This is a genomic window from Klebsiella sp. K4, assembly GCF_014596785.2.
In the GTDB taxonomy this organism is placed as follows: Bacteria; Pseudomonadota; Gammaproteobacteria; order Enterobacterales; family Enterobacteriaceae; genus Klebsiella; species Klebsiella pneumoniae.
Genome location: NZ_CP115021.1, coordinates 1,625,716 through 1,641,024 on the forward strand (window position 1 = coordinate 1,625,716; position 15,309 = coordinate 1,641,024).

14 protein-coding genes are annotated in these 15,309 nt (G+C 60.0%); 6 read left to right on the forward strand and 8 right to left on the reverse strand.

What is annotated here, in order from left to right; translation table 11 throughout:
• Positions 1-12 precede the first annotated feature (12 nt).
• The gene (gene yejK, locus IB144_RS08080; RefSeq protein WP_004144267.1) at positions 13-1,020 is read left to right on the forward strand and encodes a nucleoid-associated protein YejK; all 1,008 of its coding nucleotides are present in this window, start codon (positions 13-15) and stop codon (positions 1,018-1,020) included.
• Between the two features lie 19 nt (positions 1,021-1,039).
• On the opposite strand, the gene IB144_RS08085 is transcribed toward yejK, so the two are convergent.
• Positions 1,040-1,801, reverse strand: a complete 762-nt coding sequence (locus IB144_RS08085; protein WP_002912986.1) for a DeoR/GlpR family DNA-binding transcription regulator — start codon at positions 1,799-1,801, stop codon at positions 1,040-1,042.
• 82 nt (positions 1,802-1,883) lie between these two features.
• Between IB144_RS08085 and IB144_RS08090 the strand changes: the two genes are divergently transcribed.
• The gene (locus IB144_RS08090; protein WP_004144265.1) at positions 1,884-2,480 is read left to right on the forward strand and encodes an NUDIX domain-containing protein; all 597 of its coding nucleotides are present in this window, start codon (positions 1,884-1,886) and stop codon (positions 2,478-2,480) included.
• Positions 2,481-2,498: 18 nt separating this feature from the next.
• Here the strand turns inward: IB144_RS08090 and IB144_RS08095 are convergent, their stop codons facing one another.
• Entirely contained in the window at positions 2,499-3,785 is a 1,287-nt protein-coding gene (locus IB144_RS08095) for a serine hydrolase (protein ID WP_040215558.1), read from the reverse strand.
• A gap of 105 nt (positions 3,786-3,890) precedes the next feature.
• On the opposite strand from IB144_RS08095, the gene IB144_RS08100 reads away from it, so the two are divergent.
• A complete protein-coding gene (locus tag IB144_RS08100) occupies positions 3,891-4,778 on the forward strand; it encodes a LysR family transcriptional regulator (protein ID WP_002912983.1) in 888 nt (295 codons plus the stop codon).
• 58 nt (positions 4,779-4,836) lie between these two features.
• On the opposite strand, the gene rplY is transcribed toward IB144_RS08100, so the two are convergent.
• Together rplY and IB144_RS08110 are read right to left on the reverse strand one after the other, a co-directional pair.
• Positions 4,837-5,121 carry a 50S ribosomal protein L25 gene (gene rplY / locus IB144_RS08105; protein WP_002912979.1) on the reverse strand — a complete coding sequence of 95 codons (285 nt, stop codon included), beginning with the start codon at positions 5,119-5,121 and terminating at the stop codon, positions 4,837-4,839.
• A gap of 136 nt (positions 5,122-5,257) precedes the next feature.
• The gene (locus tag IB144_RS08110) at positions 5,258-7,015 is read right to left on the reverse strand and encodes a DEAD/DEAH box helicase (RefSeq protein WP_065888453.1); all 1,758 of its coding nucleotides are present in this window, start codon (positions 7,013-7,015) and stop codon (positions 5,258-5,260) included.
• Between the two features lie 147 nt (positions 7,016-7,162).
• On the opposite strand from IB144_RS08110, the gene rsuA reads away from it, so the two are divergent.
• The 3 genes from rsuA (at position 7,163) to IB144_RS08125 (ending at position 9,751) form a co-directional block, all read left to right on the forward strand.
• A complete protein-coding gene (gene rsuA / locus IB144_RS08115; protein WP_065888452.1) occupies positions 7,163-7,882 on the forward strand; it encodes a 16S rRNA pseudouridine(516) synthase RsuA in 720 nt (239 codons plus the stop codon).
• Positions 7,879-9,075, forward strand: a complete 1,197-nt coding sequence (locus tag IB144_RS08120) for a Bcr/CflA family multidrug efflux MFS transporter (RefSeq protein ID WP_002912975.1) — start codon at positions 7,879-7,881, stop codon at positions 9,073-9,075. The genes rsuA and IB144_RS08120 overlap by 4 nt, the downstream gene beginning before the upstream one ends.
• Positions 9,076-9,406: 331 nt before the next feature.
• Positions 9,407-9,751, forward strand: a complete 345-nt coding sequence (locus IB144_RS08125) for a YejG family protein (protein ID WP_002912974.1) — start codon at positions 9,407-9,409, stop codon at positions 9,749-9,751.
• A gap of 3 nt (positions 9,752-9,754) precedes the next feature.
• On the opposite strand, the gene yejF is transcribed toward IB144_RS08125, so the two are convergent.
• Genes yejF through IB144_RS08145 form a run of 4 tightly spaced genes read right to left on the reverse strand, consistent with a single transcriptional unit; the run spans position 9,755 to position 15,280 of the window.
• Positions 9,755-11,344, reverse strand: a complete 1,590-nt coding sequence (yejF, locus tag IB144_RS08130; protein ID WP_023316082.1) for a microcin C ABC transporter ATP-binding protein YejF — start codon at positions 11,342-11,344, stop codon at positions 9,755-9,757.
• A 1-nt stretch (position 11,345) separates the two neighbouring features.
• Entirely contained in the window at positions 11,346-12,371 is a 1,026-nt protein-coding gene (locus IB144_RS08135; RefSeq protein WP_002912972.1) for a microcin C ABC transporter permease, read from the reverse strand.
• Positions 12,371-13,465: a microcin C ABC transporter permease YejB gene (locus IB144_RS08140; RefSeq protein WP_004200501.1), complete on the reverse strand. Its 1,095-nt coding sequence runs from the start codon at positions 13,463-13,465 to the stop codon at positions 12,371-12,373. Before IB144_RS08140 ends, IB144_RS08135 begins: the two co-directional genes overlap by 1 nt.
• A 9-nt stretch (positions 13,466-13,474) precedes the next feature.
• Complete coding sequence (locus IB144_RS08145) at positions 13,475-15,280, reverse strand: extracellular solute-binding protein (protein WP_023282861.1); 1,806 nt, start codon at positions 15,278-15,280, stop codon at positions 13,475-13,477.
• Positions 15,281-15,309 lie beyond the last annotated feature (29 nt).

Sequence of the window (15,309 nt, forward strand, 5' to 3'; positions counted from 1 at the left end):
GGAGAGTTTAACATGAGTCTGGATATCGACCAGATTGCCCTGCATCAGTTAATCAAACGTGATGAACAAAATCTGGAGCTGGTGCTGCGCGAGTCACTGCTGGAGCCGAACGCGACGGTCGTCGAGATGATGGCTGAACTGCACCGGGTCTATAGCGCCAAAAGCAAAGCCTATGGCTTGTTCAATGAAGAGAGCGAACTGGCCCAGGCGCTGCGCCTGCAGCGTCAGGGGGAAGAAGAGTTTCTGGCGTTTAGCCGCGCGGCGACCGGTCGCCTGCGCGATGAGCTGGCGAAATACCCGTTCGCCGAAGGAGGCATTGTCCTCTTCTGCCAGTATCGTTACCTTGCGGTCGAGTATCTGCTGGTGGCGGTACTCAATAACCTGAGCAGTATGCGCGTCAACGAAGAGCTGGATATCCGCTCGACCCATTATCTGGATATTAACCATGCCGATATCGTCGCGCGCATCGATCTCACCGAATGGGAAACCAACCCGGAGTCGACCCGCTATCTGACCTTCCTGAAAGGGCGGGTAGGGCGCAAAGTGGCCGATTTCTTTATGGATTTCCTCGGCGCCAGCGAAGGGCTTAACGCCAAAGCGCAGAACCGCGGCCTGCTGCAGGCGGTGGATGACTTCGCCGCCGATGCCCAGCTTGATAAATCCGAGCGACAGAACGTGCGCCAGCAGGTCTACGCTTACTGCAACGAACAGCTGCAGGCTGGGGAAGAGATTGAGCTGGAGTCGCTGTCCAAAGAGCTCGCCGGCGTCAGCGAAAAGAGCTTCCAGGAATTCACCGCTGAGCAGGGCTATGAGCTGGAAGAGAGCTTCCCGGCGGATCGCAGCACCTTACGTCAGCTGACCAAGTTTGCCGGCAGCGGCGGCGGATTGACCATTAACTTCGACGCCATGCTGCTGGGCGAACGCGTATTCTGGGATCCCGCCACTGATACCCTGACCATTAAGGGTACCCCGCCGAACCTGCGCGACCAGCTGCAGCGCCGGACGTCAGGCGGCAATTAAGCCCTGCGCCCCGGCGGCGCTACCGCTGAACGGGGACGATCTCCACGCCGCTCTGCACCAACTGTTGGCGCAGCGCGGCGTCGGGTTCTCCATCGACAATCAGCGTACTGGCGAGGCTCAGCTCGCCGATGGCAAAGGCCGACGCGGCGTTGAGCTTCTCCCGGGAGGCCATTACCACGGTTTCTGCCGCCCTGGCCGTCAGCGCGCGCTTGATGCCTGCCTCTTCGTAATCACCGGTGGTGAAACCCGCCCGCGGGTGGACGCCGGTCACCCCCATAAAGAACAGGTCGGCGTTAATCCGCGCCATTCCCGCCAGCGTCTCGGCGCCGACGGCGACAACCGAATGTTTAAATACTCTGCCGCCGAGCAGGATCACCTCGATTCGCGGGTGGTCCACCAGCGCCACGGCGATGCCCGGGCTGTGGGTGACCACCGTGCAGCTGAGGTCGGCGGGTAAAAAGCCGATCATCGCCGCGGTGGTGGTGCCGCCATCGACAATCACCACCTGTCCCGGCTGGATCAGGGCGGCGGCGGCGCGGGCGACCGCCTGCTTGGAGGCGATCTGCACGCTTTTGCGCGTTTCAATTGGCGCAATGGCGGCGGATACCGGCAATGCTCCGCCATGGACCCGCTGCAGTTTTCCCTCCGCCGCCAGCTCGCGCAGATCGCGGCGAATGGAGTCCTCGGAGACGTTAAACCGCTGGCTTAGCTCCCCGGACATCACCTGTTTTTCCTCGGTGAGGATCTGGAGGATCTGCTGTTTTCTCTGACTGGCGAGCATCGGTTTTCCTTCATCGAATGATCTTGTTTGTGCATGATTATGCATGTTATGGTGCCTGCTGTCACCTCAAAGGGGAAATAACATGCAAACACATGCACCGCACGTCCGCCACGTTCGCGAGACGCTGCTCTCGGATAACTGGTACACGTTGAAAAAATATACCTTCGAACTGCTGCGTCGGGACGGTCGCTGGCAGGAGCAGAGCCGCGAGGCTTATGACCGGGGCAACGGCGCAGTCATTTTACTCTACAACCGGGAAAAGCGGACGGTGGTCCTGACCCGTCAGTTCCGTTTTCCGGTATTTACTCATGGCCACGATGGGTATCTGATTGAGGCGGCCGCCGGGCTGTTGGATAACGCCTCGCCGGAGGCGCGGATCGTTGCCGAAGCGGAAGAGGAGACCGGCTTTCGCGTGACCCGTGTCGAACCCGTCTTCACCGTCTTTATGAGCCCCGGCTCCGTCACCGAAAAACTCTACTTTTTTATCGCCGAATATCAGGCCGATGACCGTCGGGGCGACGGCGGCGGACTGGCGGCGGAAGGTGAGGATATTGAAGTACTGGAGTGGCCGCTGACGCGGGCGCTGCAGGCTATTCGCGATGGCGAGATCATGGATGCTAAAACCATTATCCTGCTGCAACACCTGGCGCTGAATGCCGACACGCTCCTCGCCGGCTGAGCGGCAAGGAGCGGGGAGTTAACGCAGCTCGCGGGCAATGGCGCTGTACATCAGCGCCGCTTCCAACGGCTGAGCGTTGAAGGAAGGTTCCGCCTGCGGCCAGGTCGACCACTGGACGATCACCAGGTGTTCCGCGCGGTTCACCATGATCACCTGGCCGTAGATCCCCAGCGCCCACAGCGACCCTTTAAGCCCTTCCTGCGGCGTCGGCTGGACGTTTTGCGCATTCGCCGGAATCGCGTTATTCCACCACTGATAGCCGTAAATACCCTCCGGATGCGCTGCCGAGACCGAGTTTAGCGCCTTGGTCCAGCTGGCGGCTTGATCGAACCAGCCAGTCGGCACCAGCTGTTTGCCATTGCTTAACCGACCGTCACGGGCGACGAATTCACCAAAGCGGCCCCAGTCTTCAAGGGTGGCGTTAAAGCCGTGGGCGCCGACGTCGTGCTTCCCTTGCTGATAAGCATGCCACACGCCGTCGTGGGCCATCCCGGCCGGCTGCCATAGAGCCTGTTCAAGCCAGGCGGCCAGCGACATGCCGGTGGCGCGCTCCAGGATATCCCCAAGCAGCCAGGCGCCGCCGGAAGAGTAGGACCACTGCTCGCCCGCCGGGTGTTGACGCGCCAGGCCGGTGACGATCTTACGCACGCAGGCATAGGCGCCGGGCTGCGCTTCACACTGGGTCAGGCGGGCGAAATGCGACTGCGGGTCGGTGTAGTCTTCATTCCATTCCACCCCGCTGGTGTGTTGAATCAACTGCTTCAGCGTTACGCCGTCCCAGGCGGTGCCTTTCAGTTCGGGTTCATAAACGGTAATCAGGTCATCAAGGGAGTGGATTTTACCCTGTTGAATGGCGATACCGACCAGCGTCGAGACCACCGATTTGCCTACCGAGCGCGAGGTCCACAGGGTGGTGTCGGTATTACCTTCGGCGAGATATTTCCAGGCGACTTTACCATCTTTCAGCACCAGCATACCGCTGACGTTCTCGCGCTTCAGGTAATCCTGCAAATTCCAGGTGTGGCCGTTGAGCGTATAGCGGGCATCGGTCAGTTGTTTTTCAGCGCTCTCCAGCGGCGTCGAGGCGCCGTGGCGGAAGACATCGCCGGCATAGTTGCGATAGTCATTGCGAAAGCCAATCACGCGTGAAGTCTGATCCCAGCTGAGCATGTCTTTGGCCGCGGGTAGCGTTTGATCGTAAGGGGTTGGGCAGACATCCAGCGTCAGGCTGCCGCAGTGTTGCGCCATTGCCGCCGCCGGCAGCGCCGCCAATATTAACGCCAGGGCCAGTGGTTTTCTTATCATTGTCATTTCCTCGTTTGCCATAGATTCGCTGCGCAGTATATAAATCGGCGCGCGCCGGCTAAAATCAGCATATGGGGGATTTTCCCCCTTAAAGGGAGAAAAAGGATGAAAACCCTACAGTATTCATTCGCACAGATTGAAGCCTTCGCGACGATTGCTGAGACCGGCAGCCTGTCGCAGGCGGCCATTCGTTTAGCTAAAGACCGGACCACGCTGCGCGATCTGCTGGACTATCTGGAAGATGCGCTGGGCTACCGGCTGTTCAGCCGTGAAGGACGTAGCCTGACGCTAACTGCCGAGGGCGAGCAGCTGTTTCGCCAGGCGCATCTGCTGTTGCGTCAGGCGCAGGCTTTCGAGTCTTTTGCGCAAACGCTGCCGCAAACCGCCGGGCAGGCGCTGCGTCTGGTGTACGATCCCTTCGTGCCGCGTGAATTTCTCTGTGCGCTGGCCGATAACCTGGCCCGACGGCAGATCCGCCTGAGCTGCTGGAGCGCCTCGCGTCGCGAAGCCGAGCAGGCGCTGAGCGATGGCGTGGCGGAGATGGCGATTTGTCAGGCTAACAACCGCACGCTGGGGAGCGAAATGGAGTGGCGGGCGCTCGGCACCGTGGATCTGCGTTTCTACGCGGCGGACAGCCTGTTCCACGACGCTCCGCGGCCGCTGACGCTATTGAATCTTTCGTTGACGCCGCAGTTAGTGATGCACCGGCGCAGTGACGATCAAATCGCCCGCCGGCTGCAGATTTCCGGCCATACGCTGTATATGAATGAAATTACCCTGTTGCGCCATGCGCTGGAGCAGGGGAGGGGCTGGGGGTTTTTACCGGACCATTTGCGGCCAGGCGAGTGGCAGGGAGTCAGTGAAATCGCGACGGAGGTCGGCAGTCAGGGGCTGAACGTCACGATGGTGATGCTCTGGCTGCCCGGAATGAATAAGCATCGGATGCTTAGCGACATCGTGCACGAGGCGCCGGAGCTTTGGCAGCGCAGATAACAAAACGCCCCGGAGCCTGAGACCCCGGGGCGCTTGCCATACAACTTGCTATCGGCGATTACGCGCGAACGAAGTCGATGTGAGTCAGTTTCGGCTTGAACGCGTGGCGCTGAACAGCCTGAACTTTGACTTTTTCTTCTTTGCCATCAACAACGACGGTCAGAACTTCGCTGTAAAACTCAGCTTTGTCCTGCATGTTCCATACTTTGTCGTGGTCCAGTTCGATAGCAACCGGAGCAGCTTCGCCACCGTAGATGATTGCCGGGAACTTGTTAGCTGCGCGCAGGCGGCGGCTCGCACCCTTACCCTGCTCTTTACGTACTTCTGCGTTGATAGTAAACATTGATGTCTCTCTATATATAAAGCCTGCTACAGGCGACCCAGCAACAGGCGGATTATCTGCTTTGCGAATGCAAAAGCGGGCGGCATTATAGCCGCCAAACGACACCCGGGCAATCAAAACCTCAGCTTTCCGCTAATTAACGCAGCTCGTTGGCGCGACGAAAACGCCCCTGATAATCGAACACTTTTTCCCGCACCTGCCAGTACTGCCCCTTCATGCGGGCGACGACAAAGTCCGGATGGCGCAGCAGCGCCTGCTGGGTCACGATATCCGCCGGCGTTATCCAGCGCAGCGGCACCCCGGGGGTGCGGGTATGCGGGCGAATAAACAGTTGTTCGAAGGCGGTGCGCTGGGCGGGGGTCTGCAGACGGAAGCGCTCACTGACATCCGCCCCGTCTTCATCGTAGTAGGTGATTTTCAGCCACGGGCCCTTCTCGTCGCAGCCGTGCTGCAGGGCCATGCCGCTGCAGCGCAGCACCAGCGCGTCCTTCAGCTTCAGCGCCGCCTTCAGCATATCGTCCGGGTCAACCAGTATAGTGTCGCACTCCCGGCAGCGGCGGGCGGCGATGTCGTTTTCCGCATTACACTGCGGGCAGTTTTTAAAGCGAAAGCGGAAGTCGCACTGTTCGCGGTGGCCGTCGTCATCTTCGAACCACCCCTGGCAGCGGCGGCCAAAGTGTTCAATCAAGGTGCCGTCGGCGGTGGTTTTGCCCCAGAAGGTATTGGCGAAGCCGCAGGCCGGGCAGAAGACCTGCACCGGCACGTTGTCGCTTTTGCCCTTCGGCGTCCCCACTTCCGGGGCATACAGGTCATGCGGATTGCCGGCGTAGTCGAGGATCAGACAGTCGGTTTTCCCCGGCGCCAGGCGCAGACCGCGGCCAACGATCTGTTGGTAAAGACTCACCGACTCGGTGGGGCGGAGGATGGCGATCAGGTCGACGTGCGGGGCGTCGAAGCCGGTGGTCAGCACCGCGACGTTCACCAGATAGCGATACGCCTGCGCTTTAAAGGCCTCGATGATGCGATCCCGCTCCGGCCCAGGCGTTTCGCCGGTGATCAGCGCCGCCTGGCCTACCGGCAGCAGGCCGGTCACTTCCCGGGCGTGTTCCACGGTGGCGGCAAAGATCATCACCCCTTTGCGGTTTTCGGCGAACTCCACGATCTGGCTGACGATATGCGGCGTGATACGCTGTTGTTTTTTCAGCTCATGGTTAAGATCGGCTTCGCTGAACAGGCCGTTGCTTTGCGCCTGCAGGCGACTGAAATCGTACTGCACCACCGGCATATCGAGGCGCTCCGGCGGCGTCAGATAGCCGTGTTTAATCATATAGCGCAGCGGTAGCTCATAGATGCAGTCGCGGAACAGGGCCTTTTCATCGCCGCGCACCATCCCATGATAATGGAACTGATAGATCCAGCCCTTGCCAAGGCGGAACGGCGTGGCCGTCAGGCCGAGCAGCCGGATCTGCGGATTGACCTGCCGCAGGTGACCGATGATCTGCTGATACTGGCTGTCGTCATCATCGCTGATGCGGTGGCATTCATCGACGATGAGTAGCGAAAATTCGCCGCGAAACTGGTCGAGATTGCGCGCTACCGACTGCACGCTGCCGAACACCACTTTGCCGTGGCTCTCTTTTCGCTGGAGACCGGCGGCGAAGATATCCGCCTCGAGGCCAAGGGCGCAGTATTTGGCATGGTTCTGCGCCACCAGCTCTTTGACATGGGCCAGCACCAGCACGCGGCCGCGCGCCAGCCTGGCAAGCTCGGCGATCACCAGACTTTTGCCCGCGCCGGTGGGCAGGACAATCGCCGCCGGCTCGGTATGGCGACGGAACCAGGCGAGGGTGGCATCGACGGCTTCTTGTTGGTAAGGACGTAATGTAAAAGTCATGAATTCACGGGGCTAATTAACTGGCGAATAGTATGCCATGAATCTTTTCCCTTGAGTGGTGTTAAGAGCCCGTTATACTAGCCGGTGAAATTCTTCTTTTTCGGGCGATTTGCCCGCTCCAGCACTATGACAGGCTAAAAAAATCTCATGCGACTTGATAAGTTTATCGCTCAGCAGCTGGGCGTCAGCCGGGCTATTGCCGGGCGTGAAATTCGCGGCAGCCGCGTTACCGTGGACGGCGACATTGTGAAAGATGCCTCTTTTAAGCTCCAGCCGGAGCACGAGGTGGAGTATGACGGAAATACGCTGACCCAGCAGAATGGCCCGCGTTACTTTATGCTCAACAAGCCGCAAGGGTACGTCTGTTCCTCCGACGATCCCGATCATCCGACTATCCTTTATTTCCTCGACGAGCCGGTGGCGCATAAGCTGCACGCCGCCGGACGGCTGGATATCGACACCACCGGGCTGGTGCTGATGACCGATGACGGCCAGTGGTCGCATCGCATTACCTCGCCGCGCCACCACTGTGAAAAAACCTATCTGGTGGCGCTGGAAAGCCCGCTGGCGGAAGGGACCGCGGAGCTGTTCGCCAAAGGCGTCCAGCTGCATAACGAAAAAGATCTCACCAAACCGGCGTTGCTGGAAGTTATCACTCCGACCGAAGTGCGCCTCACCATCAGCGAAGGCCGCTACCATCAGGTGAAACGCATGTTCGCCGCCGTGGGCAACCACGTGGTTGGCCTGCATCGGGAACGCATCGGCGACATCCTGCTGGATGAATCGCTGGCGCCGGGTGAATATCGTCCGCTGACGGAAGCGGAAATCGCCAGCGTGGGCGCCCCGCAGCCACGGAGTAAAACGTGACGCTGAAGCAGAATTCTTCACTGGGGATTGTGTTTATCCTTGGCCTGCTGGCCATGCTGATGCCGCTGTCTATTGATATGTATCTTCCGGCCCTGCCGGTGATCGCCGCCCAGTATAACGTCCCGGACGGCAGCGCGCAGATGACGCTCAGCACCTATATCCTCGGCTTTGCGCTGGGTCAGCTGCTGTACGGCCCGATGGCGGACAGCCTTGGCCGCAAGCCGGTGATCCTCGGCGGGACGCTGGTCTTCGCGGCGGCGGCGGTAGCCTGCGCCCTGTCGCAAACCGTCGATATGCTGATTGTCATGCGTTTCTTCCACGGTCTGGCAGCCGCGGCGGCCAGCGTGGTGATTAACGCCCTGATGCGCGACATCTATCCGAAAGATGAGTTTTCGCGCATGATGTCGTTTGTCATGCTGGTCACGACCATTGCGCCGCTGGTGGCGCCGATGGTCGGCGGGGCGGTGTTGGTCTGGTTCAGCTGGCATGCCATCTTTTGGATCCTCGCCCTGGTGGCCCTGCTGGCCTCGCTGATGATCGGCCTGTTTATCCGCGAAACGCTGCCGGCTGAAAGGCGTCAGCCGTTCCATCTGCGCACCACGCTGGGTAACTTTGCCACGCTGTTCCGCCACAAGCGGGTACTGAGCTATATGCTGGCGAGCGGCTTTAGCTTCGCGGGAATGTTCTCTTTCCTTAGCGCCGGTCCCTTTGTCTACATCAATATAAACCACGTCGCGCCTCAGCACTTTGGCTACTATTTTGCGCTGAACATCGTTTTTCTGTTTCTGATGACCATGTTCAACAGCCGGTTTGTACGGCGGGTAGGGGCGTTGCGTATGTTCCGCGCCGGGCTGTGGATCCAGTTTGCCATGGCGGTGTGGATGGTGGTCTGCGCGCTGCTGGATGTCGGCTTCTGGTCACTGGTGATCGGCGTAGCGGCCTTTGTCGGCTGCGTATCCATGGTGTCGTCTAACGCCATGGCGGTGATCCTCGATGAGTTTCCGCATATGGCGGGCACTGCTTCGTCGCTGGCGGGGACTTTCCGTTTCGGTATCGGGGCGATTATCGGCGCGCTGCTGTCGATGGCGACGTTTACCACCGCCTGGCCGATGCTGATCTCTATTGCCTTCTGCGCAACCTGCTCTATTTTCTTCTCGCTTTACGCATCCCGGCGGCGAAAAATCGCACGCTAGGTCACATTTTCAGGGGCGAAATCGCCCCTTTCTTGATGCATGTCAACCGCAATGGGCTTCAGGGTTCTGCGATTTGTTTCCTTTATGTAAAATCAATTAGTGTAAAAAGTCGCATTGTTGCGATAAAAAAGTTGTTTTGGATCACAGAAACGGGTACATATAGCGCCAATCGGCTCGCCGGGTATAAAAAATAAAGCGCTGGATTATAAGCGCTTAACCCTGGTCCGCCGCCGCTGTAAACGTTTTCTGCCTCAAGGCAGGACTATTTGTCAACAGTGTGTTAATATTGATGTAAATTTATTGTGAAGCCTTTTGCTTCCGGGGAAACCAAGTGAATACACAACAACTCTCTATCGTACACCGTCTGCCGCAGAGCTATCGCTGGCTGGCCGGTTTTGCGGGTTCCAGAGTTGAACCGATTCCGCAAAACGGCGCGCAGAACGAGAACAGTCTCGTTGCCCTGAAATTGCTGAGCCCGGACGGTGAGAAAGCCTGGCCGGTGATGCATAAGCTCAGCCAGGCGTTAAGCGACATCGAAGTCGACTGTTCCGTGCTGGAGTGCGAAGGTGAACCCTGCCTGTTCGTTAACCTGCAGGATGAGTTTGCCGCCACCTGTCGTCTGAAAAACTTTGGCGTGGCCATCGCCGAGCCCTTCTCCGGCAATAACCCTTTCTGACCGTCAGCTTAGCGCCAGCAGCTGGCGGGTATACTCATGCCGGGGTGCGCTGAAGACGGACTTGCACTCGCCCTGTTCGACCACCTCTCCCTGACGCAGCACCATCACCTGGTGACACAGCGCCCGCACCACGCCTAAATCATGGCTGATAAAAATATAGGCCAGCTGATGCTTTCGCTGTAAGGCTTTCAGCAGGTTCAGGATCTGCGCCTGAACGGTTTTGTCCAGCGATGAGGTCGGTTCATCGAGGACGATCAGCTGCGGTTTGACGATCAACGCTCTGGCGATGGCGATACGCTGTCGCTGGCCACCGGAGAACGCCGCCGGATAGCGCTGGCGGCTGGCCGGGTCGAGGCCGACCTCCTGCATGGCAAGGATCACCGCCTGTTCGCGTTCGGCCGCCGTCAGCGTCGGCTGGTGGACGCGCAAGCCTTCCTCAATGATCTGCTGCGCCGTGAGGCGCGGATTGAGCGACGAGTTCGGATCCTGAAAAACCACCTGCATCTGTCGGCGCAGCGGTAGCAGCTGTCGGCGGTTACGCCCCTGAATCGGCTGGCCGGCGAAGGTTATCTTGCCCCCGGACGGGATCAGGCGCAGCAGGGCCAGGCCGGTGGTGCTTTTACCGGAACCCGATTCCCCCACCAGGCCCAGCGTCTCGCCGGCGCGCAGCTGAAAGCTGAGGCTGTTGACCACCCGATGATGATCGACCACCCGACGCAGGATCCCTTTGCGAACGGGAAACGCCACCTTTAAATCGTCCGCCTGCAGCAGCACCGGGGCATCGGCGGCCAGCGGCACCGGCTCCCCGTCCGGCTCGCTATCCAGCAGGCGTTGGGTGTAGGGATGCGCTGGCGCGCTGAACAGCGCCCGACAGTCATTGTGTTCCACGCAGCGGCCGTTCTGCATTACCGCCACCCGGTCAGCCAGCTGGCGGACGATGCTCAGGTTATGAGTGATAAACAGCAGACCCATGTTCAGCTCCTGCTTTAGCTCGCGCAGCAGCTGCAGGATCTGCGCCTGCACCGATACGTCCAGGGCGGTAGTCGGCTCGTCGGCGATCAGCAGCTCCGGGCGCGTCAGCAGCGCCATGGCGATCATCACCCGCTGGCGCTCGCCGCCGGAGAGCTGATGCGGATAGTCCGCCAGCCGTCGCGGCGCCTGACGGATCCCGACGCGCTCCAGGCAGTCGAGGATCTCCCCGCGCGCCGCCTGTTTGCGCATTCCCCGGTGTAACGACAGCACCTCGTAGAGCTGTTTTTCCAGGGGGTGCAGGGGATTGAGCGATACCATCGGCTCCTGAAAGATCATCGCGATCCGGTTGCCGCGCACGCCGCGCAGGGTCGCCTCATCCGCATGCAGCAGCGACTGGCCATGAAAACGGATGTCACCGCTGGGGTAGCTGGCCGGCGGGGTAGGGAGCAGCCGCAGCACCGACAGGGCGGAGATGCTCTTACCGGAGCCGGATTCGCCCACCAGGGCCAGCGTTTCGCCGACCGCCACCTCGAGCGACAGATTATGCACCACGGTCTGCGTCTCGCCCTGCTGGCGAAAGGCAATAGAGAGATTGTCGATAGCTAATAGCGGGTGGGTCATATTACACCGCCTTACTCGGGTCAAAGGCGTCGCGAACCGCTTCACCGATAAAAATCAGTAGCGTCAGCAGCACGGCGACGGAGAGAAATGCGGCAATGCCCAGCCAGGGCGCCTGCAGGTTGTTTTTGCCCTGCAGCAGCAGCTCGCCGAGGGAGGGCGAGCCGAGCGGCAGGCCGAAGCCGAGAAAATCCAGCGACGTCAGGGTGGTAATGGAGCTGCACAGGATAAAGGGCAGGAAGGTGAGGGTCGCCACCATCGCGTTGGGCAACATATGCCGCAGGATGATCTGCCGGTCGCTAACCCCTAACGCCTGCGCCGCCCGAACATAGTCGTAGTTGCGGGTGCGGAGAAATTCCGCGCGCACCACGCCCACCAGCGTCATCCAGCCAAAGAGAACGGTGATTGCCAGCAGCCACCAGAAGCCCGGCTGCACGACGCTGGAGAGCAGGATGATCAGGAACAGCGTTGGCATGCCGGACCAGACTTCGATAAAGCGCTGTCCCCACAGGTCGATTTTACCGCCGTAGTAACCCTGTATCGCCCCGGCCAGCACCCCCAGCACGCTGGAGAACAGCGTCAGCAGCAGACCGAAGAGCACCGAGATGCGTGTCCCATAGAGGATCCGCGCCAGCACATCGCCGCCGTTGGCGTCGGTGCCGAGCCAGTTGCTGGCTGAGGGCGGCGATGGAAAGGGAACCGTGCTGGCAAAATTAATTGTCGTCGCGCCGAAGCGTACTGGCGGCCATAGCGCCCAGCCGTGAGTCGCCAGCTGCTGCTGCAGCCAGGGATCCTGATAGTCGGCGGCGGTGGCGAACGCGCCGCCGAAGGTTTGCTCGGTGTAGTTTTTTAACACCGGGACGTACAGCTGGCCCCGGTATTGCACCAGCAGCGGGCGATCGTTGGCCAGCAGCTCGGCGCCCAGGCTGCAAAGAAAGAGAATTAAAAACAGCCACAGCGACCAGTAGCCGCGACGGTTGTGGCGAAAGCGCGCCCAGCGGGCCTGATTAACGGGACTGAAGAAAGACATTAGCGGCCCTCAAAATCAATGCGCGGGTCGACCAGCGTATAGCTGATATCGCTGACGATATTCAGCAGCAGGCCAATCAGAGTGAAAATATAGAGCGTGCCAAACATCACCGGATAGTCGCGGGAGACCGTCGCTTCATAGCCCAGCAGACCCAGGCCGTTTAGCGAGAACATCACTTCGATCAGCAACGAGCCGGTAAAGAACATACTGATAAAGGTGGCCGGGAAGCCGGCGATCACCAGCAGCATGGCGTTACGGAACACGTGTCCCCAGAGGATCTGTTTCTCACCAACGCCTTTGGCGCGGGCGGTGACCACATACTGTTTGCGGATCTCGTCGAGGAAGCTGTTTTTGGTCAGCATAGTCAGCGCGGCAAAGCCGCCAATTACCGTCGCCAGCACCGGCAGGGTGATGTGCCACAGGTAGTCGAGGATCTTCTGATACCAGGGGAGGGTGTCGAAATTTGGCGAGACCAGACCGCGCAGCGGGAAGAGGTCGAAATAGCTGCCGCCGGCAAAAATCACGATCAGCAGGATGGCGAACAGAAAGGCAGGGATCGCATAGCCAATGATTATCAGCGTACTGCTCCAGATATCAAAGCGGCTGCCGTTGCTGACCGCTTTGCGGATGCCCAGCGGAATGGAGACCAGATAGATAATTAGCGTGCTCCACAGCCCGAGGCTCACCGAGACCGGCAGGCTGTCTTTAATCAGCTGCAGCACGGAGGCGCTGCGAAACAGGCTGTCGCCGAAATCAAAGCGCAGATAATCGCCCAGCATCTTCAGATAGCGCTCGTGGAGAGGTTTATCGAAGCCGTAGCGGTGGGTGATCTCGGCGATGACTTCCGGGTCGAGGCCGCGCCCGCCGCGATAGTGACCCTCGCTGATATTGCCTGCGCCGGTGCGGGCATGGCTGGCGCCCATGCCGCCGTCGCCAGCCCCCGGCATCCCGCCGCGCTGATTAAACTCGATGGCGGCGATGGCCTGATCGACCGGGCCGCCAGGCGCGATCTGGACAATAAAAAAGTTAATGGTGATGATGGCCCACAGGGTGGGGATGACTAACAGCAAACGGCGGATCAGGTAGCTGCCCATGGGATGTCCTTAGCGTCTGTCCGCGGGGAGGGTGGCCGCTTTGTTCACGTCGTACCACCAGGTATCGAGGCCGGACGAATAGATGGGGCGGGTCGCGGGGAAAGAGAACTTATTCCACCACGCGGTGCGGTCCTGCGCCATATACCACATCGGCAACATGTAGTTATTCCAGGTCAGCACACGATCCAGCGCCCGACCGAGAGGGATCAGTTTCTGCTTATTGCCCTGCCACTGCAGGATCTGCGCAATCAGCTTATCCACTACCGGGCTTTGCACCCCCGGCGCGTTGTAGCTGGAGTGAATATAGTCGGACGCCCAGGAGATTTGCAGGTCGGTCCCCGGCCAGGGCATGGCGCGCCACAGGCTTGGCATCATGTCGTAATCCCGGCTGCGGCGGCGGTTGCTGTACTGCGAATTATCAACCTGACGAATATCCATGACGATCCCCAGACGCTGCAGGTTGTGCTGAAACGGCAGCACCCAGCGGTCATTGCCCCCGGCCGGCAGCAGTAGCTCAAAGCGCAGCGGCTTGCCGGTGGCGGCGTTGACCCGGCGCTGGTTCTTCACCGTCCAGCCCGCCGCATTGAGCAGGGCGTCGGCTTTGAGTAAGTTGGCGCGGTCGAAGCCATCGCCGCGGGAGACCGGCGGCTGGTAAACCTGGCTGAAGAGCTCCGGGGGCAGTTCGTTTTTCATCGGCGTCAGCAGGGCCAGCTCGGCTGCGTCGGGCAGGCTGCGGGCGGCATATTCGGTGTTCTGGAAATAGCTGTTGGCGCGCTGATAGGCGCTGTAAAACAGCGCCTTGTTCATCCATTCGAAATCGAACGCCAGGGTAATGGCCTGCCGCACCCGGCGATCGGCAAAAATCGGGCGCTGAATATTGAACGCCAGCCACTGGGTATCCTGCGCCGAGGTATTGGTATGCTCATCTTTAATGATGTAGCCGCGGCTGAAGTTGCGACCGACGTAGCGGGTAGCCCAGTTTTTGGCGACGGTCTCTTCCCGGCGATCGACGGCTCCCGCTTTAAAGGCTTCGAAAGCGACATTGTCGTCGAGATAATAGTCATAGCGCAGCGTATCGAAATTCCAGCGACCGCGGTTGACCGGCAGGTCGGCCGCCCAGTAGTCGGCGACCCGGGAATAGATAATATATTGCCCCATTCGCCAGGCGCTGATGCGGTATGGCCCGCTGGCCAGCGGCGGCTTCGACAGCGGGTCGCTGAGTTTGTGCTGGCGCCAGAACGCCTCGGGCATCACCGGCAGGCTCAGCAGACTCAGCATGTTCTCTTTGCCGGGCTGGCCGAGGTCAATACGCACGGTCAACGGCGCGATGGCCTTCACGGTGGTGCCTTTATAAAACAGGCGAAACTGCGGCACCCCTTCGGTCATAAACTTGTTGAAGGTAAACGCCACATCGCGGGCGGTGATCGGCGTGCCGTCATGGAAGCGGGCGCGCGGGTTGAGCGCGATCTCCATCCAGGAATAGTCCTCGGCATAGCGCGCCCGCTCGGCAATCAGCGGGTAGTAGCTGCCGGGCTCATCATCCGAGGTGGTGAACAGGGTATCGTAGAGCGCCTCCGTGCGTACCGCGGGGTTGCCGCGCAGCGCATAACGGTTGAAGTTATCAAAGGTGCCGATCGCCGCCAGGGTGAGGGTGCCGCCTTTCGGCGCCCTGGGATTGACGTAATCAAAATGACTGAAACCGGCGGCGTATTTCGGTTCGCCGATAATCGCGAAGGCTACGCTTTCCTGAATGGTTTGCGCCTTAGCGTCCAGGCTAAACAGAGCCAGCAGAATCAGAAAGAGGCGCGCATACATAGGCGGCAGAATACCCTGTCATGGCCGGC